The sequence below is a fragment of the Mesorhizobium subarcticum genome (assembly GCF_055456085.1).
The window spans coordinates 4,406,090-4,428,183 of sequence record NZ_CM144237.1 but is presented as its reverse complement, the minus strand read 5'-3'; the positions used below and the strand labels follow the sequence as shown (position 1 = coordinate 4,428,183).

The 22,094-nt window shown below is 63.4% G+C and carries 17 protein-coding genes and 1 riboswitch; of the genes, 5 read left to right on the top strand and 12 right to left on the bottom strand.

What is annotated here, in order from left to right; all coding sequences use genetic code 11:
• Positions 1-48 precede the first annotated feature (48 nt).
• A complete protein-coding gene (locus tag ACZYHG_RS21550) occupies positions 49-1,050 on the bottom strand; it encodes a hypothetical protein (protein WP_464610289.1) in 1,002 nt (333 codons plus the stop codon).
• 262 nt (positions 1,051-1,312) lie between these two features.
• Positions 1,313-1,399: riboswitch (glycine riboswitch) on the top strand.
• A 149-nt stretch (positions 1,400-1,548) separates the two neighbouring features.
• Between ACZYHG_RS21550 and gcvT the strand changes: the two genes are divergently transcribed.
• From gcvT to gcvP, 3 genes are read left to right on the top strand one after another with little or no spacing between them, the layout of a single operon-like run.
• Positions 1,549-2,649, top strand: coding sequence for a glycine cleavage system aminomethyltransferase GcvT (gene gcvT / locus ACZYHG_RS21545; protein WP_464610288.1), 1,101 nt, complete (start codon positions 1,549-1,551; stop codon positions 2,647-2,649).
• A gap of 5 nt (positions 2,650-2,654) precedes the next feature.
• Positions 2,655-3,023 carry a glycine cleavage system protein GcvH gene (gene gcvH, locus ACZYHG_RS21540; protein ID WP_464610287.1) on the top strand — a complete coding sequence of 123 codons (369 nt, stop codon included), beginning with the start codon at positions 2,655-2,657 and terminating at the stop codon, positions 3,021-3,023.
• A gap of 18 nt (positions 3,024-3,041) precedes the next feature.
• A complete protein-coding gene (gcvP, locus tag ACZYHG_RS21535; protein WP_464610286.1) occupies positions 3,042-5,852 on the top strand; it encodes an aminomethyl-transferring glycine dehydrogenase in 2,811 nt (936 codons plus the stop codon).
• Between the two features lie 12 nt (positions 5,853-5,864).
• On the opposite strand, the gene ACZYHG_RS21530 is transcribed toward gcvP, so the two are convergent.
• From ACZYHG_RS21530 to cpaB, 10 genes are all read right to left on the bottom strand, one after another.
• A complete protein-coding gene (locus ACZYHG_RS21530) occupies positions 5,865-7,040 on the bottom strand; it encodes a GGDEF domain-containing protein (RefSeq protein ID WP_464610285.1) in 1,176 nt (391 codons plus the stop codon).
• Between the two features lie 175 nt (positions 7,041-7,215).
• Complete coding sequence (locus ACZYHG_RS21525; protein WP_464610284.1) at positions 7,216-7,689, bottom strand: tetratricopeptide repeat protein; 474 nt, start codon at positions 7,687-7,689, stop codon at positions 7,216-7,218.
• 164 nt (positions 7,690-7,853) lie between these two features.
• Positions 7,854-8,681, bottom strand: coding sequence for a PA3715 family protein (locus ACZYHG_RS21520; protein ID WP_464610283.1), 828 nt, complete (start codon positions 8,679-8,681; stop codon positions 7,854-7,856).
• 527 nt (positions 8,682-9,208) lie between these two features.
• Complete coding sequence (locus ACZYHG_RS21515; protein WP_464610282.1) at positions 9,209-10,174, bottom strand: type II secretion system F family protein; 966 nt, start codon at positions 10,172-10,174, stop codon at positions 9,209-9,211.
• Between the two features lies 1 nt (position 10,175).
• Positions 10,176-11,141, bottom strand: a complete 966-nt coding sequence (locus ACZYHG_RS21510) for a type II secretion system F family protein (protein WP_464610281.1) — start codon at positions 11,139-11,141, stop codon at positions 10,176-10,178.
• A 5-nt stretch (positions 11,142-11,146) separates the two neighbouring features.
• A complete protein-coding gene (locus ACZYHG_RS21505) occupies positions 11,147-12,568 on the bottom strand; it encodes a CpaF family protein (RefSeq protein ID WP_464610280.1) in 1,422 nt (473 codons plus the stop codon).
• Entirely contained in the window at positions 12,565-13,779 is a 1,215-nt protein-coding gene (locus ACZYHG_RS21500) for an AAA family ATPase (protein ID WP_464610279.1), read from the bottom strand. The genes ACZYHG_RS21505 and ACZYHG_RS21500 overlap by 4 nt, the downstream gene beginning before the upstream one ends.
• Positions 13,780-13,808: 29 nt before the next feature.
• On the bottom strand, positions 13,809-14,078 hold the full coding sequence (locus tag ACZYHG_RS21495; RefSeq protein WP_464610278.1) for a hypothetical protein: 270 nt from the start codon (positions 14,076-14,078) through the stop codon (positions 13,809-13,811).
• A gap of 4 nt (positions 14,079-14,082) precedes the next feature.
• On the bottom strand, positions 14,083-15,510 hold the full coding sequence (locus tag ACZYHG_RS21490) for a type II and III secretion system protein family protein (RefSeq protein ID WP_464610277.1): 1,428 nt from the start codon (positions 15,508-15,510) through the stop codon (positions 14,083-14,085).
• A gap of 55 nt (positions 15,511-15,565) precedes the next feature.
• The gene (gene cpaB, locus ACZYHG_RS21485; RefSeq protein WP_464610276.1) at positions 15,566-16,498 is read right to left on the bottom strand and encodes a Flp pilus assembly protein CpaB; all 933 of its coding nucleotides are present in this window, start codon (positions 16,496-16,498) and stop codon (positions 15,566-15,568) included.
• Between the two features lie 237 nt (positions 16,499-16,735).
• Between cpaB and parE the strand changes: the two genes are divergently transcribed.
• Both parE and ACZYHG_RS21475 read left to right on the top strand, forming a co-directional pair.
• Entirely contained in the window at positions 16,736-18,790 is a 2,055-nt protein-coding gene (parE, locus tag ACZYHG_RS21480) for a DNA topoisomerase IV subunit B (RefSeq protein ID WP_464610275.1), read from the top strand.
• Positions 18,791-18,834: 44 nt separating this feature from the next.
• Positions 18,835-20,901: an FUSC family protein gene (locus ACZYHG_RS21475; protein WP_464610274.1), complete on the top strand. Its 2,067-nt coding sequence runs from the start codon at positions 18,835-18,837 to the stop codon at positions 20,899-20,901.
• On the opposite strand, the gene ACZYHG_RS21470 is transcribed toward ACZYHG_RS21475, so the two are convergent.
• Entirely contained in the window at positions 20,898-22,022 is a 1,125-nt protein-coding gene (locus tag ACZYHG_RS21470) for a DUF2336 domain-containing protein (protein ID WP_464610273.1), read from the bottom strand. The two genes, ACZYHG_RS21475 and ACZYHG_RS21470, sit on opposite strands and share 4 nt — an antisense overlap.
• Positions 22,023-22,094: the final 72 nt, after the last annotated feature.

Genomic DNA, 22,094 nt, shown 5'->3' with positions numbered 1-22,094 from the left:
CCTATCGAAACAGATAGGGTATTTTCCGGCCCGCCAGAATCCGGCTTCTCAGGCAACCTGATCGAGCAAAGGCCTCAGAGCCGGATGGATCTCCGGCGAAGCGTGCTTGATGAGCGTGAGCAGAGCACGCTCATTCTCATACAAAGGCCTGTCTACCCCGATATGCCCGACCAGCCATTTGGCTTCTCCGGCATCGATCGTATCGGCACGGCGGGCCAAGGCCTCGGCTGCCCTGTTCTTCGCCTCCCATTCGGCCTCGATGTCATCTGGGGACCGATAGGCCTCGATGATGCCGGCAAGGCCGCCGGAGACCATGCGGCTGAAGAAGCCGCCGATTTCCGGGTCTGCGCGTTCGAGGAAGCTTTCCTGGCGCAGCGCCACATCGCGGGTTGGGGCTTCATAGCCAGCCGAGCACATGACGAAATTGGCGATCGCCTTGACGAACAGATCATTCCAGGAGGGATCGTTCTTGGCCTGCGCGGTCCGTTCATTGATCCTGAACAGCACCTCGGCCTCGCCGCGGGTGATGGCGATGTTGCCGTCGCCGCCATGGGCGTGGAGGATGCGGCGCAGCAATTCGACTTCCGCCTTGGCGATCAGCCCGGGCACCAGTGCACCACCCAGCATCAGCGGACCCTTGCCGTCGATGACGGCGTGGGCGACCTGCTCCAGCGCATAGACGCAAAGCTGGCCCGGCGACGATCTTGCCTCTTCCAGCACGTGGACCAGCAATTCGAGTTCGGTACGGCTGTCGACCATGCCGTCGCGTGAGATGGTGCGGATCAGCCAGTCCGCATTGTCCTGCGAGATGTAGCCCGAGGGCTTTTCCTGATGGACAATGTAGTCGGTCACCGCCTCGACGAAGAAGGGCGCCCAATCCGCGCATTTGTCGCGCGCTGTCTGGTCGAGCGCGAACAGCGCCTCGGCTTCGCCGCGCGTCACCACGCCGTCGGCGAACACCTCGCGGCGCAGCATCGCCACATCTTCCGAGGCAATGCGATTCTTCGAGGTCAGCCCCGCCACCGGCGCGCTCATGATCAATTCGCCCATTTGCCGTCCCCGTCCGCCCCAAAGCGTTACATCGGCCTGTTCTATCAGCAGTGTCTTGAAAAACCGGCAAACGGCGTGGTTAGCGAAGACTTGTCAGCCAATGCATGTCGCCCAAAAGTGTGCAGCGGTTTTGGGAGAACGACATGCATCAAAACAAAGAGCTGACTCCGTTTCGGCACGACGCACCTTTGATGTCGCTGGGAGGTGACAAGGTGTCGCCGACGGGCTATGGATGGCGCGTCGAGGGCTCGGAAATGAGTCCTACCTGTTTGCGGGAGAGAACAGCGAGAGCTGTCGCCGAAGGGGAAATCGCCCGAAATCTCTCAGGCAAAAGAACCGTAGACGGGAAAGACACTCTGGAAAGTCGGGGCTTGCCCCCGCGCCGAAGGTGTAAGCGCCGCTGACAGAGTTCCGGCTGCGCGAGTCTCTCAGGCTTCAGACAGAGGGGCACGGACTGGTCGCCATCAGCGGCCGATTGCGTGCGACTCTGGAGACGACATGACGGGCGACGACAGCAAACACCTTCCCCTCGAAGATATTCACACCGCAGCCGGTGCGCGCTTTGGCGCCTTTGCCGGCTGGTCGATGCCGCTTACCTATCCGGCCGGCGTCATGAAAGAACATCTGCATACCCGCGAACATGCCGGCCTGTTCGACATCTCGCACATGAAACTGTTCGAGGTCAGCGGGCCGCAAGTGGTTGCGCTGCTCAACCGTGCCTGTCCGCTGGACGCCGGCGCGCTCGACATCTCGCAATCCAAACTGTCCTTCTTCCTCAATGAGGCCGGCGGCATCCTGGACGACCTGATCGTCACCCGCCTCGGCGAGAACAGGTTCATGGTGGTCGCCAATGCCGGCAACGCCGTCGCCGACGAAACGCATCTCCGCGCGCTGGCCGCTGATTTCGATGTGAAGGTCGAGCCGCTCGACCGCGTCTTCCTGGCGATCCAGGGTCCGGAAGCCTGGGCAGCACTCTCACGGGCCGGCATCGAAACGGGATCGCTGCTGTTCATGCACGGTGTCGAGCCGCGAAAAAACTGGTTCATGAGCCGGTCGGGCTATACCGGCGAGGACGGTTTCGAGATCGGCCTGCCGGAGGCGGACGCGCGCGATTTGGTCGCGAAATTACTTGCCGATGAGCGTGTGCTGTGGATCGGCCTTGCCGCGCGCAACTCACTAAGGCTGGAGGCCGGGCTGTGCCTGCACGGCCAGGACATCACGCCGGAGACCGACCCGGCCGCGGCCGCGCTGATGTGGGCAATCCCCAGGGAAATCCGCGCTTCCGGCGCCTTCATCGGCGCCGATGCCTTGCGTGACGCCGTGGAACGCGGACCGGCGCAAAAACGTGTCGGGCTGAAACCAGAGGGCCGCCAGCCAGTGCGCGCCGGTGCTGCCCTGTTCGACGCCAACGGTAACCCCGCCGGCCATGTCACGTCGGGTGGCTTCGGCCCCTCGGCAGGCCATCCGGTCGCCATGGGCTATGTCGCCACAGCGCTGGCAAAGCCTGGGACACGGGTTTTCGCCGATGTGCGCGGCACGAAAATCCCCGTCGAAATCAGTTCCCTGCCCTTCACCCCTCATCGCTACCGCAAAGGATGAATTCAATGGCAACGACCTATTTCACCACTGATCACGAATGGCTCCGTGTCGAGGGCAGCATCGCCACCGTCGGCATCACCGACTACGCGCAGGAGCAGCTCGGCGACCTCGTCTTCGTGGAATTGCCGGACGTGGGAAAGATGCTCTCCAAGGGCGACACCGCCGTCGTCGTCGAATCCGTCAAGGCAGCCTCGGATGTGTACGCGCCGGTCGATGGCGAGATCACCGAGGCCAACGGCACGCTGTCGTCCGACCCGTCGCTGGTCAACTCGGCGGCGACCGGCGCCGGCTGGCTGTGGAAGATGAAGCTTGCCGACGAAAGCCAGCTCGCCGGCCTCATGGATGAGGCCGCCTACAAAGCCCATATCGCCTGACAACAGGACTTAAAAACGATGAGCGCAGCACTTACCCCTTTCTCGGCCCGCCATATCGGCCCTGATGTTAGCGATGTCAGAGCCATGCTTGCGGTGATCGGCGTTCCCTCGGTCGAGACGCTGATCAGCCAGGCCGTGCCGCAATCGATTCGCCTTGACGCACCGCTAGCCCTGCCCGCACCGGCGAGCGAAGCCGAGGCGCTGGCCGAATTGTCGACGATCATGGCGAAGAACACGGTGCTGAAGAGCTTCATCGGCGCCGGCTATCATGGCGTCCACGTGCCGCCGGTCATCCAGCGCAATCTGTTCGAAAATCCGGCCTGGTACACGGCCTATACGCCCTATCAGGCCGAGATCAGCCAAGGACGGCTGGAAATGCTGTTCAATTTCCAGACGCTGGTCACCGAACTGACCGGCCTGCCGGTGGCTTCGGCCTCGCTGCTCGATGAGGCAACCGCGGTCGCCGAAGCGGTCGGCATTGCGCTGCGCCACCACCGCGACAAGCGCACCAAGGTAGCGCTGGCCGGCACGCCGCATCCGCAGACGCTGGATGTCGTGCGCACCCGCGCCGAACCGCTCGGCATCGAGATCGACGGCGAGACGATCGACGACAACACGGCCGCCCTGCTCGTCTCCTGGCCCGACACCTTTGGCGTCTATGGCGATCACAAGGCCGCGATCGACAAGGCTCGCGCCACCGGCGCCATCGTCGTCTTCATCGCCGACCCGCTTGGCCTGACGCTGACCGATGCGCCGGCGAAACTCGGCGCCGACATCGCCGTCGGTCCGATGCAGCGCTTTGGCGTGCCGATGGGTTTTGGCGGCCCGCATGCCGCCTATTGTGCAGTCTCCGACAGGCTAACGCGCCTGATGCCCGGCCGGCTGGTCGGCCAGTCGACCGACAGCAAGGGCCGGCCCGGCTACCGCCTCGCCTTGCAGACGCGCGAACAGCATATCCGCCGCGACAAGGCGACCTCCAACATCTGCACCGCGCAGGCATTGCTTGCCAATATGGCGACGGCCTATGCCATCTGGCACGGCCCCGCCGGACTGCAAGCGATTGCCGGGGGCATCCACGCGCTGGCCAATCGCCTGGCAAGCGGCCTCAAGGCGGCAGGCGTTTCGGTGCTCGGCGCCAGCCGCTTCGACACGGTGACGGTCGAGATGAAAGGCAAGGCGGCCCAGATCGCGGCCGCCGCCGAAAAGACCGGTCGGCTGTTGCGCGTCCTCGACGCCGACCATGTCGGCATCAGCTTTGACGAGACCTCGACCGACGCCGATCTCGACGCAATCGCGGCCCTGTTCGGCGCCAAGGCCGAGTCTTCAGCCGACCGCACAGTGCCCGGCAAGCCGCGTGGAAGGGAGTTCCTCACCCAGCCGGTCTTCCATGAGAACAAGTCGGAAACCGACATGATGCGCTTGCTGCGCCGGCTGGCCGACAAGGACCTGGCGCTCGACCGGTCAATGATTCCGCTCGGATCCTGCACCATGAAGCTCAACGCGGCGGCCGAAATGATACCGGTGAGCTGGCCAAGCATCGCCAATCTGCATCCCTTCGCGCCATCGGCGCACTCGGCCGGCTACCGTGCCATGATCGGCGAGCTTGAAGGCTGGCTGTCGGAAATCACCGGCTTCGATGCGGTCAGCCTGCAGCCCAATGCCGGCAGCCAGGGCGAATATGCCGGCCTGCTCGCCATCCGCGCCTATCACCGCGCGCGCGGCGAGGGCCACCGCACCGTCTGCCTGATCCCCTCCTCCGCGCATGGCACCAATCCGGCAAGTGCGGCGATGGCCGGCATGAGCGTTGTCGTCGTGCGCTGCCTTGAGGACGGCAATATCGACATGGACGATATGCGGGCCAAGGCCAACGAGCATTCGAAGAACCTTGCCGCGCTGATGTTCACTTACCCCTCGACGCACGGCGTCTACGAAGAAGGCGCCCGTCATCTCTGCGCCCTCATCCATGAGCATGGCGGCCAGGTCTATTTCGACGGTGCCAACCTCAACGCCCTGGTAGCACTTGCCCGCCCCGCCGATATCGGCGCCGATGTCTGTCATATGAACCTGCACAAGACCTTCTGCATCCCGCATGGCGGCGGCGGCCCCGGCGTTGGCCCGATCGGCGTCAAGGCGCACCTGAAACCCTATCTGCCGGGCCATGTCACCGAGGGCTCGGCGCATGCCGTGTCGGCGGCACCGTTCGGCAGCGCTTCCATCCTGCCGATCACCTGGATGTACATCCGCATGATGGGTGCTGCCGGCCTGAAGCAGGCGACGGAGACCGCCATCATCTCAGCCAACTACGTGGCGACACGGCTCGCGCCGCACTTCCCGTTGCTCTATAAGGGACGGAGCGGTCGCATCGCGCATGAATGCATCCTCGACACCCGCGTGCTCAAGGAAAGCGCCGGCATCAGTGTCGACGATATCGCCAAGCGCCTGATCGATTACGGTTTCCACGCGCCGACCATGTCGTTTCCGGTCGCCGGCACGCTGATGGTGGAGCCGACCGAATCCGAACCCAAGCGCGAGCTCGACCGTTTCTGCGAGGCAATGATTGCCATTGCGGGTGAAGCGGCGAAAGTCGCCAGGGGCGAGTGGCCGCTGACCGACAATCCGCTGGTCAACGCACCGCACACCGCCGCCGAGACGCTGGCCGGCCAGTGGACCCACCCCTACTCGCGCCTGGAAGCAGCCTATCCCGCCGGCGACGCCGACACGGCGGCAAAGTACTGGCCGCCCGTGTCGCGCATCGACAATGTTGCCGGCGACCGCAACCTGGTCTGCTCCTGCCCGCCACTGTCGGACTATCTGGGTGCGGCCGAATAGTCGCCTCTAGGCTTACGCTGAGCGCAAGGCCGGCCTATCCGGTTCGGCCTTGCCCATTCTTGTACGGCTGATGACGCGATTTCGGCCAGCCCGCTTGGCGGCGTAGAGTGCGGCATCCGCCTCGGTCAGCACCTCGTCGAGCGTGCTGCCATCGGTGCCGCCGACACCGATGCCGCCGCTCACCGTGCTGCGCAGGGGACCGAGCGGGGTGGCAACGATTTCGGTGCCGAAGGCAACGCCGACCTTACTGGCCAGATCATGGGCCCGCTCTTCCGTCATCCGCGACATGACGATGGCGAACTCCTCGCCGCCCAGGCGAAAGGCGTCGACGCCGGTCCTGGCATATTTCCGGATGACGGCAGCGAACCGGCAAAGGACCTGGTCCCCGACGGGATGTCCGTAGATGTCGTTGGTCCTCTTGAAATGATCGAGGTCGAACATGACGATCGCCATGAACGGACCAAACGTCCGTTCGCCATAGAGCGACGTCAGCCCGCGGCGGTTCATCAATCCGGTCAATGGATCGGTCATGGTCTCGGCCTTCAGCTCGATCTGCGCCTGCAGATGGTGCAGCGAGAGCGTCAAGGCGCCGAGACCGGTCATGCAGGCGACGGCCACGACGGAATTCAGGCGTTCGGCCCAGTTGTCTGGCGCCGCGCCGAGCGTCCATTGGCCCTTGGCCATCAGAACCACGCCGCAAAGGGCAAACGACACCGCACAGGTGCCGCTCAGGAACGAGACCACAAGCAGGATCCGGCGATCGTGACTGCCATTGATCCAGAACATGGCCCCGATGGTCGAGAGCAGCACGGTTACCACTGCGTAGGTGATGATGAAGCCGACACCGTCAAGGCCGAGGAAGGTCGCGGCCGCGCAAACAGCCATGGCGGCAAATGTCGGCAAAATTGCCCGCCTGTAGTCCGGCACGCCGAGATACTGCATGGCCGAAATGCAGATGGTGAGGAAGCCCAGGCTGAGCAACGCCAGCGCGATCTGGCAAAGCAGCGGATCGGGATCCCTTGTATATCGCCAGAACAGGATCACATGCGCGACGAGCACGAGAATGCCGCACGCCACCGTCAGCACGAAACCCGCGCGCGGCGCGGTGAACCAGATCGCAAACATGGTGGCGGCCAGGCAGGTACCCGACAGGGCGGCTGCAAGCAGGAGCGAACTGAAATCCAGCATGTCAGGCGGGGGCCTCTCGAGCGTCGGCGGTTAGGCCGCATTCTAGGTCAGCGGCAGCCCTCGAACATGGTTTTCAGCTGATCTTTCGACCCAAGCTGCGGTTAGGGTTTACAAAGCGTCGATACCACCTGTCTGGAAATCGCACCTTTTGCCGGGCGCGAAGACCAGACTGGCATCAGCCCTTGCTGAGCAAGGCGAGATTGGCGTTGACGACCGCGGAGTCGGCCATGCCGGCCTTGGCTTCGAGCAGCAGTGCCCGGGCTTTCTTCTTGTTGCCGCGCAACAGTTGCGAATAGCCCATATTGTTGACGATCTGCGGTTTGCGGCCGGCGACCTTCAAGAGCTGGCTGTAGGCGCGGTCGGCAAAATCGAAGCGGCCGAGCTCGTCATAGGAAGCGGCGAGCCCCATCCAGGCCTCCGCATTGTCGGCTTTCAGCTCGACGGCTTTGCGGAAATGCTGTTCGGCGAGGCCATAATTGGCATCGCGAAACTGCGCCTTGCCTTGCGCCAGATCGGACGTGTCGACATCCTTCGCCGCCGGTGGGATTGCGGTCGTCTTGGTGGTGTCGACGTTGCTGTTCGTCGTGCACCCGGTGATCACGAGAACGGCCGCCATCATGGCCACCGCCGCAAGTTTTGTCTGACGCATGCCCTGCCCCGTCGCCCGATTTGCCGGGTCGTTCTTCGGAAGTCACAGTACAGAAGAGCAATTAAACTTCGGTGCCGAAATGCACCTAAGATTTGGTTTCAGGAATACCGGCCATTAACCACCGCGCCGCAACGCCTCAAATCCCAGCGGACGCCAGCGGGATCTCAAGGCGTGTCCAGCACCTTGAGCGCCGCCGGAACCGGATAGCGGCTGCCGTCATAGTGCAGCCGGTAGGTCCGGCTCACGGACTTGCCGGGATGCGACTGGCACTCGCCATTCTTGTCGGGAAGTGGATTGTCGGTATCCGTCCGCCCGACCGCGATGATGTCATGATAGCCGTGGTGGCTTGCCGGGCTCATCGCCAGGCTGACCTGGCTGGAATGAAACGACCCCGCGCAATTGGTGTCGCCTTCGCCGCCAAAGCCGGCCACGACAAGGCCGTCGAGCACCATTTGCAGCGCATTGCCTGTTATGGCGTAGAGCCGCAGGTCGGTTTCACGGAAAGGATTGGGCTGAGAATGGTTCGCCATTTCGATGCGCAGGCCGAAGGCGGTGACACCGGGCGCCAGCCCATAGCGGCCGGTATCGAGTTCGACGCCGCTTATGGCTATGGCGTCGTCGTCCATCAGCCCGGGTTGAAGCAGGCGCTGGCGCACCTGCTGGGTCTTCCTGTCGACGACCAGAAGCTCGATAGCGCCAAAATGCTGGCCGTCGCCGGACTGGGCGCTGTCGATCAGCGGCACCGCGACGAGCAGCAGATCGTCATGGGCGGGCCAGACCTTGCAGACCAGGCCCGGCGCACCGTATTGCGGGTCCGCGAGCGCAATGCTGGTATGCGGTTCGAGCGTAAAGGAGCCGCCGTCGGCGCTTTTTTGAACCTTGGGATAAGCCTGCCGCAACAGCGCGGCAGCATCGCCGCAATCGTCGGCCGCGGCCTGGGCGGGCAACAGGCCGGCGGCTGCGAGAGCGAGGGCAAGAAACAGTATTCGCATGAGGTTCTCACATCGCGGGACCGCATTCAGTGCCGATGATGGGTTGTCGGCCCCTGCTCTGCCTTTGTCGACTCGCATTTGCTGATTTGCAGATGCCGATGCGCCGCGATCTGTCGATCCGCCAAGCAATCCTTTTCGACTATTTTTTCTTGGGCCATATTTTCATTGGCCAAATAAGAGTGGCTATATATAAGGCAGCTATCAATATGCCTGTCACAATCTCAAATACGTGTAGCCAATAAATTAAATTCATTTGCCAGGGAAATATATACACGACAACATTCTTTACGGAATAGGCCACGGTCCTTCCTGTCTCTGGATTGGGAAATCCGTGGGTAGCCGACAAAATCCATGTCAATGGCACCGCTTATAGCGAAGGCTATGCCAAAAATTATTCCCACTACTCCCATGACAACGTATCTGATCCTATCCCGCAAATTTCACCTTCCCTATACGGTGACAGAGCACTTTAATTCATCCCTTGGGAGCAGGCACTATTCCAGGCTCGTGGCTATCTAGGCGCGCTGCTAATGCGCGCCCGTCATCTTTACGATGATCGGAATGATCGCGATCATCAGCACCACCGGCAGGATGCACACCGTCACAGGGATCGACATCTTGGCCGGTAAAGCGTGCGCTTTTTCCTCAGCCAGCGACATGCGCTTGTGGCGCATTTCGTCGGAGAAGACACGCAGCGCGCCCGACAGGCTGGTGCCGAGTTCCTTCGACTGCTGCAACAGCGTGGCGAAGGAGCGCACCTCGTCCAGGCTCAGGCGCTCGGCGAGTGCCTTCAGCGCATCGTCGAGGCTGCGCCCGGCCCTCAGTTCCAGCGACACAAGCTGCAGGTTCTGGCTGAGCGCCGGATAGGTCCTGGCGAGTTCCCTCGAGACGCGCTCGATGCCGGCTTCCATGCTCATGCCGGCATCCGAGCAGACGATCATCAGGTCCATGAAATCGGGAAAACCGTTGCGGTATTCGCGCATCTTCTCGCGCGTCTTCTGGGTCAGCACCAGGCCGGGCAGGAAGTAGCCGGCCACGCCCGACAGGATGATGAACGCCCAGCGACTGGCCATCGTCGCGTCGGCACTGGCCATCAACTGGTTGAGGACAAAGGCGCCAAGCGCGCCGCCGACCAACGCCGAGAAGCGTATGATGAAGAACATGCCTACCGCGCGCGGCTCCATGTAGCCGGCCTGGATCAGCTTCATGCGCAACCGCGCGACATTTTCCGGATCGCTCTTGGCGTAGAACGCCTGCGCCCGCTTCACCGCCTTGTCGCGCACGACGTCGGCGTTCTTCTTCTGCACCGGCTCGGGTTTCGTCGCCACCGGGCCATGGTCGACCTTGAGACGGCGCTTCACGTCGTTGCGGTCGCCCTTCGCCGTCACCATCGGCCAGGCGACCGCGACGGTGCCCAGGGCCAACAGCAGGATGGCCACCGGCATCAATGAGGTCGGTGCAAGCGAGGCAAGGAATTCGACGAAGCCCTGCATGTCAGAACCTGAAATTCGACATCTTGAACATGATCAGATTGCCCAGCATCAGCCAGGTCACCGACCCGCCGATCAGGTACCAGGTTTTCGCCTCGCCCCAGACGTCGCGGTAGAAGCCCGGCATCAGCGCCATGATGGCGGCAAACAGCAGTGCCGGTATTGCCGTCAGGATGTAGGCCGACATGCGACCTTCGGTCGAGATGGCGCGCACCTTGCGGCGCAGCTTGCCGCGCTCGCGGATCGTCAACGCCAGCCCGTCGAGGATCTCGCGCAGATTGCCGCCCGAACTGGACTGGATCGAGACGGCGGTGATGAACAGCGGCAGATCCTCATGGCCGACCCTGTCGAATAGCGAATTCAACGCCGAGACCAGGTCGGAACCATAGGTGACCTCATCGGCGATGACGCCAAATTCGGTGCCAATCGGATCAGGCATCTCGCGCGACACCATGGCAATGGCCACAGGCACCGGGTGACCGGCCTTGAGACCGCGCGTGATCAGCTCCAGCGCCTCGGGCAGCTGGATGCCGAACCGCTTGAGCCGGCGCTTGCGCTTGAAGCGCATCACCATCACCGGCACCAACGGCACAAGCACGACGAACAGGAGAAGCCCCATCAGCGGCGGCAAGCCATACCACATGGCGACCAGGGCCATCGCCAGCGCTACGCCTGACGTGATCATCAGGAACTTCGACATCGGCATGATCATGCCTGACTGCGTCCGCAAGGCGCGCAACCGATCCGGCGAGAACAGCGATGTGCCCTCATCGAGGCCGCGCTCCTTGCGCAGCTGGATCAGTACCTGCTCCTGGCTGATCTTACTTTCCTGCAGCTTCATGCGCCGGTTGATAGCGGTGCGCTTGTCACTGCGGCCGGCATAGAGAAGATAACAGGCCTCGGCGATCATGATGCCGGTGAGCGCTGCCCCGGCATAGATGACATAGATCGCGCTGAACCCGTCGAACACCTTGGCTACTCCTGCGGTCGGCCGGGTTCGAAATAGCGTCCGGGAAACTCGATACCCATGGCGCGCAGATCCTCGAGGAAGCGCGGCCGAATGCCGGTCGCCTCGAAATAACCGAGAATCCCGCCGTCGGCGTCCATGCCGGTACGCACGAAGCGAAAAATCTCCTGCATCTGGATGACATCGCCTTCCATGCCGGTCACCTCGGCGACGCTCGTCACCTTGCGCTTGCCGTCGGAAAGCCGGGTCAGCTGGACGATCAGGTCGAGAGCGCTGGAGATCTGGCTGCGGATAGACTGCACCGTCATCGGCATGCCGGTCATGCCCAGCATCTGTTCGAGGCGCGAAATGGCATCGCGCGGCGTGTTGGCGTGGATGGTCGCCATCGACCCTTCATGGCCGGTGTTCATCGCCTGCAGCATGTCGAAAGCCTCCTCGCCGCGGCACTCGCCGAGGATGACACGGTCGGGTCGCATGCGCAGCGCGTTCTTGACGAGATCGCGTTGCTTCAGTTCGCCATGGCCCTCGATGTTGGCGGGGCGCGTCTCCATGCGCGCGACATGCGGCTGCTGCAGCTGAAGTTCGGCGGCATCCTCGATGGTGATCAGCCGCTCGTCTTCGGAAATGAAGGCCGACAGAGCGTTGAGCATCGTCGTCTTGCCGGTGCCGGTGCCGCCCGAAATGATCGTCGTCTTGCGGGCATGGACCGCCGCCGCCAGGACCTCGGCCATGTTCTGGGTGATGGCCCCGAACTCGACCAGCCTGTGCAGGCCAAGCTTGTTCTTGGAGAATTTGCGGATCGACACCAGCGGCCCGTCGACGGCCACCGGGCGGATGGCGGCGTTGAAGCGCGAACCGTCCATCATGCGCGCATCGACCATCGGCTGCGATTCATCGACCCGGCGGCCGACAGCGGCAACGATCTTGTTGATGATGCGCAACAGATGCGCCTCATCCTTGAACGGGATATGGACCTGCTGCAGCTTGCCCTTCTTTTCGACGAAGCAATTCTGGTGGCCATTGATCAGGATGTCGTTGATGTCGGGGTCCTTGAGCAGCGGCTCGAGCGGACCAAGGCCGACCATCTCGTCGACGATGTCGTCGACCAGCGCGTCGAGTTCGGCGGTGTTGATCGCCATCCGCTCCTGGCGGGTTTTTTCCGAAACGAAATCATGGACTTGCCGGCGCATCTCGTCCTTGGGCAGACGCTCCAGCGCGACGAGGTTAATCTCCTCGAGCAGCATGCGGTGAATGCGCACGCGGGCATCGAGCACCTTGTTGGCGTTTTTTCCCGGTGCGACGTCCGGTTTTGCCGGCAAAGCCTTTCGGTTGGATGGAATGACGACCGCATGATGGGCGACCGGCGCTGTGTCCGCCGGACGCTGCGGGCGCGCGTCGCGGTTCTGCAGGGTGGAAAAACGGCTGGTCATCCGGCCTTCCTCTTCAAGAGGCCCCTGCCAATGCTGAACAGAGACTTCGACTTGGCCCCGGTCGCGACTGCTTCTTCCGGAAGGATGATCTTTTTCAGGTCGTTGATGACATTGGCGTTGGGATCGATCTCATGCAGCGGCACGCCGCGATCGACCGCCTCGCGCACCAGCCGGTAGTTGTTGGCGATGCCGCCAACGAAATGCTCGCCGAGGATTTCCTGGACGTCCGCCTGCTTGATGCCGTTGTCGAACATCTTCTGCTCGAACCGGTTGACGATGACGTTGGGCTTCACTTCCTTGCCGGCGGTCTCGTAGACCGCCTGGATCAGCCTTTGCGTGTGGCGCAGGCACGGCACCGTCATCTCGGCGACGATATAGAGCTTGTTGGAGCCAAGCAGCACGGTCTCCGTCCATGGGAACCAGGTGCGCGGCATGTCGATGACGACATTGTCGAAATAGGCCGAGACGAGGTCCAGCATGCGCACCACGACATCGGTCTTGAACGAGCGCATCTCGGCCGGGTGCGTCGGCGCCGCCAGCACGCACAGGCCACTGGCATGCTTGGACAGCATCACGTCGAGCAGTTGCCGGTCGAGGCGTTCGGGTTGGTTCTCGATCTCGGTGATGTCGAAACGCGGCTCGAGGTCGAGATATTCGGAGCAGGCGCCCTGCTGGAAATTGAGGTCGACCACGCAGGTCGAAGCGCCGCGCGTCACCGAATGATGCAGCTGGAATGCTGTTTGCAGCGCCAGTGTCGTGGTGCCGACGCCGCCGGCGGCCGGCATGAAGGTGTAGATCTGCGACTCGGTGTTTTCCTCCCGCCCCGGCCCTTGCAGGGCCCGCACGACCGAGCGCACCAGATCGGCCGTGGTGATCGGCTTGACCAGGAAGTCCGCGACCTTGAGCTGCACCAGGATGCGCACGGCGGCGGCGTTGAACTCCTGGGTGACCACGACGACCGGCGTCTTGCCCTCCAGCCGGCGCATGATGCGCTGCAGCGACTCGACTTCCTCCAGCCTCGCCGCGTCCATGTCGACAATAATGGCGCCGAAGTCGGTCTCCTGCACCTCGCCGCGCAGTTCGGTGACGCTCTTCTCCACCGTCGAGAGCTGGATGATCTCGGAGGCGGTGAATGCGGTCTTCGTGTTCTGCACGAAGGTCCTGTCCGTCGACACGAGCAGGATCTTCTTGGTCTTGATGCCGTTTGCCATTCTCGCCGCCTGTCAGATCGCCTTGTGGATCAGTTTTCGGTGCTTGTCTGCGATGCCTTCGCGCCCGCCGCCTGATCGGGCGTGACAGGTCCGGCATTGCCAGACTTGGCCGGCACGAGAAGCCTGGTGTTCTGGACGCCGTATTTCCACGGGTCGACCATCTGCATGGCGGTGTTGGCGGCCTGGGCGTTGCCGGCGCCGGTCGTCACCCCTTCGCTGCGTGTGTAATCGTCGCTGGTGCAGCCGCCGGCGAAACCGGCAAGAAGCAGGGCGAGGCTCGATCTCAGGACCAGACGCATGGCTTCAGTCCTTCGGCAGGTCGAGGAAATGCCCGACCGTGGTGGTGGGAGCGGCCCGTGCGGCACTGCCATCGGCCAACGCCAGCGCGCGGCCGCTGTCCGACGCCTTCACTTCCTCGGTGTTGTTGAGGAAGTAATCGGCATTGCTGGGCGGCTGCGTGCCATCGGTGGGCTCGACCATTTTCTTCGACGGATCGACCGGCTTGACCAGATAGGGCGTGACGAGGATGACCAGGTCGGTCTCGCGCCGCTGGTAGGATTTCGACGAGAACAGCGGTCCAAGAACGGGCATCTTGCCGAGGCCGGGGATGCGCGACGTGGTGACGTCGTTTTGTGTCTGCAGCAGCCCTGCGATCATGAAGCTCTGGCCGTTCTTCAGGTCGACCGACGTCTTGGCACGCCGCACGATGAAGCCCGGCACGGAGATGTTACCGATGTTGTAAGACGCCGACGCGTCGATCGAAGAGACTTCCGGCGCGATGTCGAGGCTGACCAACCCGTCCTTGAGCACAGTCGGCGTGAAGTCCAGGCTGACGCCGTATTTCTTGTAGGTGACGGAGATCTTGCCGTTGTCCTCCGAAACCGGGATCGGGAATTCACCCCCGGCGAGGAAACTTGCCGTCTGGCCGGAGCGGGCGATCAGGTTGGGCTCGGCCAGCATACGGGCGAGGCCGCGTTCCTCCAGCGCCTTGACGGCGATATCGATGGACACGCCGTTCGACAGCAGGCTGCCAATGATCTCGCCTGTACCCACCGTCGGCACCGACGCCCCATCCGGGTTCAGCACGACACTACGCCCGCCGAGGCCATAGGCGAAATTGGCGCTGTATTTGGCGCCGAGGTCCTGCCCCGCCTGGCGGTTGATCTCGACGAAGCGAACATTGAGCTGGACCTGCTGCGACGACGAGATGTTGACCGAGTTGATCACGTCCTCTTTGCCGGAAAAGCGCGTGGCGATCTGGTTCGCCTTTTCGGCGGCAACCGCGTCATCCGCCTCGCCCGACAGCACGACACGGCCATTGGCCGAGCCGACCTTGATCTTGGCGTCCGGCACGCTGGCGCGGATGGTGCTGGCAAGTTGATCGGTGTCGAGCGTCACCTCAATGTCGACGGTGCCAACGAGCTGCTTTTTCTCGTCGAACAGCGCGATGCCGGTGGTGCCGAGATTGTTGCCCAGCACATAGAAGGATTTGTCGGTCAGCGGGTTGACGTTGGCGATATCCGGATCGCCGATGACGATCTGGTAGAAGGCAGCACTTGTCACGATCGTCTTGGGCTTGCCCTTGGCGACCTTGATCGACGCATTTTTGGTCGACGAGACATAGACGACGTCATTGTCCGCCCTGGCCGCGCTGGGCAAGGCGAGCGTGCCGCTCGCGGCCAGTGCAACCGCCATCGCCAAGGCGCGCGCGATGCACGACCGGTCCGTCATTCGATACTAGGCTACGCATCAGCATTGTCCCGTCCCGCCCGGTCCCCACCGGCCTTTACTTCTGGTTCTGGTCCCGCGCGGGAACCTGATATTCCTCGGCCTTCGTGCCGCGCGTCACGATGATTGTCTTGAATTTCGGCTTCTCCGGCTCCTTGGTCATGGCGCCGAACAGCGAGCCGGCCGCGGCCTCGGCCTTGGCCGCCACCGATCCGCCGAAGGAGGAGATGGTGGTGACGCCGTTCTTGCCATCGCCGCCTTCACTGGCGGAGCGAAGCGACAGCGACAGCGTGCCGACGGTGCGGGCAAGCGCCACTTTCTGCGCGCCTTCGGTCGTCACCTCGATGGTCACGGAATTGGTCACCTGCGGCGTCGTCTGGCGCTCGTCGGCGCCCTGGCCGACACTCAGCACCTTGGCATCGGCAACGACAATCTCGGAAGTGATGGTCGAACCGGCGGCGCCTTGCGCGTTCTTGGCGACTTCCTGGATTTCGCCGGCATCGCGCGTCAGCACGACATCGACGCGGTCGCCCGGCGTGACGAAGCCGCCGACACCGGCGATCTCGTCGGTGCGGATGGTGACCGCCCGCATTCCTGGCGTCATCATGTTGGAAAGCGTTGCGCGCCCGTTCGGCCCCGACAACTTGGTGAGCAGCACCGGTTCGTTGACGTCGATCGGCGACAGCACGACGCGGCTGCCTTCGCCGAGTAATCCATCGATGGTGGGAAAGGCACCTTGCGGCAGGGAATCCTGCGGCCATGGGATTTCAACCAGCTTGGCGCGGTCGAGTTCCATGCCGTAGCGCAATGGCGCGTTTGCCACCACGATGGTCTTGAACTCAATCTTGGGCGCGGCGGGAGCGGGTATCGACGCCGTTTTCTCGCCGGCATCAGCCTTGGCCTGGCTCTTGACCCAGAAATCCGCGGCAAAGATCGAGATCGCGCCGAAAACGGCGGCGATGCCGATCATCGTTATGGCCTTGCCCCTCACGCCGAAACCCCTGATGCCCGTCGTTTCTTGTTATGTTGGGCTCACGCTAGGCCGCTTTGTTAAAGAATCAGGAATGCGGAACGGCGGTCTCAGACCTATTTCCGCCCGCTTGGTTATCGAATGGTTTTAGGATATGAGGGGTCAAATCCCCGAACGTAACAGGAACCTCCGTCGCCTGGCGCCGCAAAGCGTGGCAGTATCGACGGGTGATTTGCAGCATCGGACCCGATGGCAGGCATGGACGACAACAACGATCTCTTCGGCAATCTGGGCAAGGAGCCGCAGCCGGCCCGCACGCTGGCACGTCCGGCGGATCCGCTGGTGCAGGCTGCCAAGCGTCCTGCCGCGACCAAGGATGGCAGCGAGGGTTATAGCGCCGCCGACATCGAGGTGCTGGAGGGGCTGGAGCCGGTGCGCCGCCGGCCAGGCATGTACATTGGCGGCACCGACGACAAGGCGATGCACCATCTGTTCGCCGAAGTCATCGACAATTCGATGGACGAGGCGGTCGCCGGCCATGCCACCTTCATCGACGTCGAGCTTTCGGCCGACGGCTATCTTGCCGTCACCGACAATGGCCGCGGCATTCCGGTCGACCCGCATCCGAAGTTCAAGAAGCCGGCCCTCGAAGTGATCATGACGACACTGCATTCGGGCGGCAAATTCGACTCCAAGGTCTACGAGACATCAGGCGGCCTGCATGGCGTCGGCGTGTCCGTGGTCAACGCGCTGTCGGACCATCTCGAGGTCGAGGTCGCCCGCGGCCGCCAGCTCTATCGCCAGCGTTTTTCGCGAGGTGTTCCGGTGACCGGCCTGGAGCAGCTTGGCGAGGTTCACAACCGCCGCGGCACAAAAATCCGCTTCCATCCCGACGAGCAGATCTTCGGCAAGGGTGCGGCGTTCGAGCCGGCCCGGCTCTACCGCATGACGCGGTCGAAAGCCTATCTGTTTGGTGGCGTCGAAATCCGCTGGACCTGCGATCCCTCTCTGATCAAGGAAAAGGACCAGACGCCGGCCAAGGCGGCGTTCCATTTTCCGGGCGGCCTCAAGGATTATCTGAAGGCATCACTCGGCGATGACTTCCAGGTTACCCGCGAAATCTTCGCCGGCAAGAGCGAGAAGCAGGGCGGCCATGGCTCGCTGGAATGGGCGGTGACCTGGTTCGGCGGCGACGGCTTCGTGAATTCCTACTGCAACACCATCCCGACCGGCGAAGGCGGCACGCATGAGGCCGGCTTCCGCAACGTGCTGACGCGCGGGCTTCGCGCCTATGCCGACCTGGTCGGCAACAAGCGCGCCTCGATCGTCACCTCGGAAGACGTCATGATCTCGGCCGCGGGCATGCTTTCGGTGTTCATCCGCGAGCCGGAATTCGTCGGCCAGACCAAGGACAGGCTGGCGACAATCGAAGCGATCCGCATTGTCGAAACGGCAATCCGCGATCCCTTCGACCACTGGCTGGCCGACAATCCGCAAGAGGCCTCGAAGCTGCTGGAGTGGGTGATCGCGCGCGCTGACGAGCGGGTGCGCCGACGCCAGGAAAAGGAAGTGTCGCGCAAAAGCGCGGTGCGCAAGCTGCGCCTGCCGGGCAAGCTCGCCGACTGCACGCAGAATGCCGCTGCCGGCGCCGAACTCTTCATCGTCGAAGGTGACTCGGCCGGCGGCTCGGCCAAGCAGGCGCGCGACCGTGCCAGCCAGGCCGTCTTGCCGTTGCGCGGAAAAATCCTCAACGTCGCCAGTGCCGGCAACGACAAGCTGGCCGCCAACCAGCAGATATCGGACCTGATCCAGGCGCTCGGCTGCGGCACCCGCTCAAAGTACCGCGACGAAGATTTGCGCTACGACCGGGTGATCATCATGACCGACGCCGACGTCGACGGCGCCCACATCGCCTCGCTTTTGATCACCTTCTTCTATCAGGAGATGCCGGCGCTGGTACGCGGCGGCCATCTCTATCTGGCGGTGCCGCCGCTTTACTCGATCCGGCAAGGCGGCAAGGTTGCCTATGCCCGTGACGATGCGCACAAGGACGAGCTGTTGCGCACCGAGTTCAGCGGACGCGGCAAGGTCGAGCTTGGCCGCTTCAAGGGACTGGGCGAGATGATGGCCGCGCAGCTCAAGGAGACTACCATGGATCCGAGGAAGCGCACGCTTCTGCGGGTCGATGTGATCGATGCCGAGGCGGCGACCAAGGACGCGGTCGACGCGCTGATGGGCACCAAGCCCGAGGCCCGCTTCCGCTTCATCCAGGAACGCGCCGAATTCGCCGCAACGGAAGTGCTGGATATCTAGCCGCTGGCCAGTTTAGCTTGCGCTTCCGATATGGAGACCAGCATGTGACCTGGGCGCGGCTGAAGGGCTATTTCGAGGCGAGTTTGGCGGGGCTGACGCAGCCGACGCGCTCGGACTGGATTTTCGCACTTCGCACGGTTTCGGCCGGCCTGATCGCACTTCTCGCCGCCTACGTCCTGAAACTTGATCACCCGCAATGGGCCATGATGACGGTGTTCATCGTCGCCCAGCCGGTCGCCGGTATGGTGCTGGCGAAAGGCTTCTACCGGCTGCTCGGCACGCTTGCCGGTGGCGTCGCGGCGATCGGCATCACCACGGTATTCGGCACCAACCCATGGGTGCTGGTAACCGTGCTTGCCGTCTGGATCGGCATTTGCACCTTCGTCTCGTCACTGCTGCGCAATCCCGAAGCCTATGGCGCGGCGCTCGCCGGCTACACCGCGATGATCATTGGCCTGCCCGCCTTCGGACAGCCGCATCTCGTCGCCGACCTCGCGGTCGCACGTTGTGCGGAGATCGTGCTCGGTATCGTCTGTGCCGGCCTGACCAGCCGGCTGATCCTGCCGAAGCTGGCGGCCGACGCCATTATCTCGCGGTTGAAGCGCAGCATCCTCGATCTTGCCACCTATGCCAGCGGCGCTTTTTCCGGCGGTGATCCGGCAACGCTCGCCGGCTTGCACCGAAAACTGGTCGCCGACACCCAGACGCTTGGCGAGATGCGCGCCTATGCCAGGCTGGAAGCCCCGAGTTTCGCTCCACGCGCCCATCCGGTCCGGCGCACCATCGGACAACTTCTCTCTGCGCTGTCGGCGGCACGCGCGCTGCATTCGCACGCAGCTCCCAAAAATGCAGCACTCATACCGGTGCGCTCGGAGTTGCATACCCTTGTCAGTGAACTGGCGGCGAAGCCGGGCGCGTTGGACGACACCGCCCCCTGGGTGACACGGCTCGACGCGATCTCGGCCAAGGCCCGGCAAATTCCCGATGCCTCGGTCGACCAGGGCGACGACAGGGTCGGAACCATCACCCGCCTCACCATCGCCGCCGATTTCGCCGAGGCCTTCAAGCAGGTGCTGCGTGGCCTCGACGCCTTGCGCGCTCCCATCACGCGCCCGGTCCGCGGCAGCAGGCAGCCTGCTCTGGTGGTGCACCGAGACTACCCCGGCGCATCGCGCAATGCCGTGCGCGCTGCCCTTGCCACCTTGCTGGTCGCGGCCTTCTGGTTGACGACGAAATGGTCCGAGGCGGCGGGCACGGTCATCATCGTTGCCGTCGTATCCAGCCTTTTCGCCGCTCGCCCCGATCCGGTGCAGGTGTCCTGGGGCTTCTTCAAGGGAACGCTGCTGGCTTTGCCCTTCGCCTTTCTTGTCGGCCAGATCGCGTTGCCCGCCCTGCCCGGCTTCGGCTGGTTCGTCCTGTTTGTCGTCCCGATCCTGGTGCCAACGGCGCTGGGCATGGCCAATCCGCGCTATGTCGGCGTGGCCACGGCCTTCGCCATCAACTTCCTCGCTTTCCTCAGCCCGCATCAGGCAATGACCTATGATCCCGGCCCGTTCTTCGCCGGCTCGGCATCGGTGCTGGTTGGTATTCTGCTGGCGATCGGCGTCTTCATCCTGGTGCTGCCCGCCGATCCGTGGCTGGCGGCCAATCGCATCGTACGCGCCATGCGCGAGGATCTGGCGCGGCTTTGCCTGCATGAGCGCGTGCCGAGACGTTCGGCCTTCGAGAGCCTCGCCTATGATCGGGTCAACCAGCTGATGCCGCTGGTGCAGAATTCCGGGAGCAAGGGCGATGCGGTCCTGGGCGGCGGCGTCGCCGCTGTCACAGTCGGCCTGGAAATCCTGCGGCTGCGCGAGGCGCAACAGGCGCATGCCGTTCCGTCCGAAACCGCGCTTTCGATCGCTACCTTTCTGAGGGGCCTGGCGCGCGAGCTGCTCTTCCGAGCCCCTGGCGATCCGCAGACAGCGACCGTCGCCGTCGCCCGCCAATATGCGGCGACCATCGCCCAGCGAAACGCCACCGGCGACGTGCTGCAGATCGCGGCATCATTGCGCATTATCGCCGCCGCGATCGAGGATTTTCCGGATTTTTTTGCGAGGGATAAAGGCTAGGCTGCCGCTATCGCCAGTGCGTGCCCACGCGCATTCTCGCGCAGCGCATCGAGATGGATCGACTTGATCAAGGCGGCAAGATCGCCTTCGGCGGATTGCCCGCCCACCTCTTTCAGCATCAGCCAGCTGACTTCCTGCACGCCGGCGACGCGCTTGCCGTTGGCGACCTCGCGCCAGATTTTCAGCGCGCGCAGGATGATGGCATGCGTGGCGGCAGCGAGGCCGGCGCTGCGGAACAGCGCCTGCAAGGCGACATCATGCCCGCCGGCCAGCAACGCCCTCACCCTTTGTTCGGATTGCTGGCTGAGCGCGACCAGCGCCGAGCCGAAGAAATCGACCTTGCCGTGCGCGATGGTGCGGATGAGGAAGCTGGCGGTCAGGTCGCCGCGTAGGCGCAGATGCTCGATCAGCGCGGCATGTTCTTCCTGGCGCGTGCCCTCGATCAGCGTCACCGAGGCCTTGACGCAGGCATCGCGCATGACGCGCTCGGCCCGTGCGGCGCCCATCAATGCCATGACCAGCGGCGATGTCTTCAAGGTCTCGCCAAGCTTGATAAGCAGCATATGCCGGCAGTCGGCAGGCAATCTAACGTCCGAGATCAGTGCCTCGCGCACCAGCGGCAGATGCCCGTGGCGTTCGGCCATGCGGCGGAAGCTCAGCGAAGCGATCGCGGCGCCGCTGTTGGCGAGCAGGACGGCGCAGGCTTCCGCCTCGCCGATCTCGGCGATCGCCGCCGACAGCGCCATCGAGACAACAGGACGGTCGGCGATCAGCTTCTGCGTCGCCTTCGGGCTTGCAGCCACGCGATTGATCAGGTCGGCATCGGTCAGCAGCGGCGAGCGCGCCAGCACGACGCCGGCAACCTCCGGCTGATCGGACGCCAGCGCACTGATGATCTGCAGTGGCGCGTGGTGGCTCATGGAGAGTGCTTCGGCCATCGCCAGCCGTACTTTCGACGAGGCATCGTCGAGCAGCAGCGTCAGCGCAGCCTCGGCGGCGCAGCGATCCTCGAACGGCAATTCGGAATTGACATAGGCCCGGGCCAGCGCATTGGCCGCGGCGGCGCGCTCGGACACTCTTGCCGTGTAGATCCATTTCAGGAAATGCGAAACAACAACCATGCCCGTCTGCTTACGCCCCTTGCCGGAAGGTTTCCGGCCCCGCTTAAGACGGTAGGCAGAAATGGTTTACGA

What these genes read in the sequence shown, in the direction of transcription:
- parE (WP_464610275.1), top strand. Translation starts at nt 16,736, where the DNA reads ATGGACGACAACAACGATCTCTTCGGCAATCTGGGCAAGGAGCCGCAG.
- ACZYHG_RS21495 (WP_464610278.1), bottom strand. Translation starts at nt 14,078, where the DNA reads ATGCGTCTGGTCCTGAGATCGAGCCTCGCCCTGCTTCTTGCCGGTTTC.
- gcvP (WP_464610286.1), top strand. Translation starts at nt 3,042, where the DNA reads ATGAGCGCAGCACTTACCCCTTTCTCGGCCCGCCATATCGGCCCTGAT.
- ACZYHG_RS21530 (WP_464610285.1), bottom strand. Translation starts at nt 7,040, where the DNA reads ATGCTGGATTTCAGTTCGCTCCTGCTTGCAGCCGCCCTGTCGGGTACC.
- ACZYHG_RS21505 (WP_464610280.1), bottom strand. Translation starts at nt 12,568, where the DNA reads ATGACCAGCCGTTTTTCCACCCTGCAGAACCGCGACGCGCGCCCGCAG.
- ACZYHG_RS21500 (WP_464610279.1), bottom strand. Translation starts at nt 13,779, where the DNA reads ATGGCAAACGGCATCAAGACCAAGAAGATCCTGCTCGTGTCGACGGAC.
- ACZYHG_RS21470 (WP_464610273.1), bottom strand. Translation starts at nt 22,022, where the DNA reads ATGGTTGTTGTTTCGCATTTCCTGAAATGGATCTACACGGCAAGAGTG.
- ACZYHG_RS21525 (WP_464610284.1), bottom strand. Translation starts at nt 7,689, where the DNA reads ATGCGTCAGACAAAACTTGCGGCGGTGGCCATGATGGCGGCCGTTCTC.
- ACZYHG_RS21550 (WP_464610289.1), bottom strand. Translation starts at nt 1,050, where the DNA reads ATGGGCGAATTGATCATGAGCGCGCCGGTGGCGGGGCTGACCTCGAAG.
- ACZYHG_RS21520 (WP_464610283.1), bottom strand. Translation starts at nt 8,681, where the DNA reads ATGCGAATACTGTTTCTTGCCCTCGCTCTCGCAGCCGCCGGCCTGTTG.
- ACZYHG_RS21490 (WP_464610277.1), bottom strand. Translation starts at nt 15,510, where the DNA reads ATGACGGACCGGTCGTGCATCGCGCGCGCCTTGGCGATGGCGGTTGCA.
- gcvH (WP_464610287.1), top strand. Translation starts at nt 2,655, where the DNA reads ATGGCAACGACCTATTTCACCACTGATCACGAATGGCTCCGTGTCGAG.
- gcvT (WP_464610288.1), top strand. Translation starts at nt 1,549, where the DNA reads ATGACGGGCGACGACAGCAAACACCTTCCCCTCGAAGATATTCACACC.
- ACZYHG_RS21515 (WP_464610282.1), bottom strand. Translation starts at nt 10,174, where the DNA reads ATGCAGGGCTTCGTCGAATTCCTTGCCTCGCTTGCACCGACCTCATTG.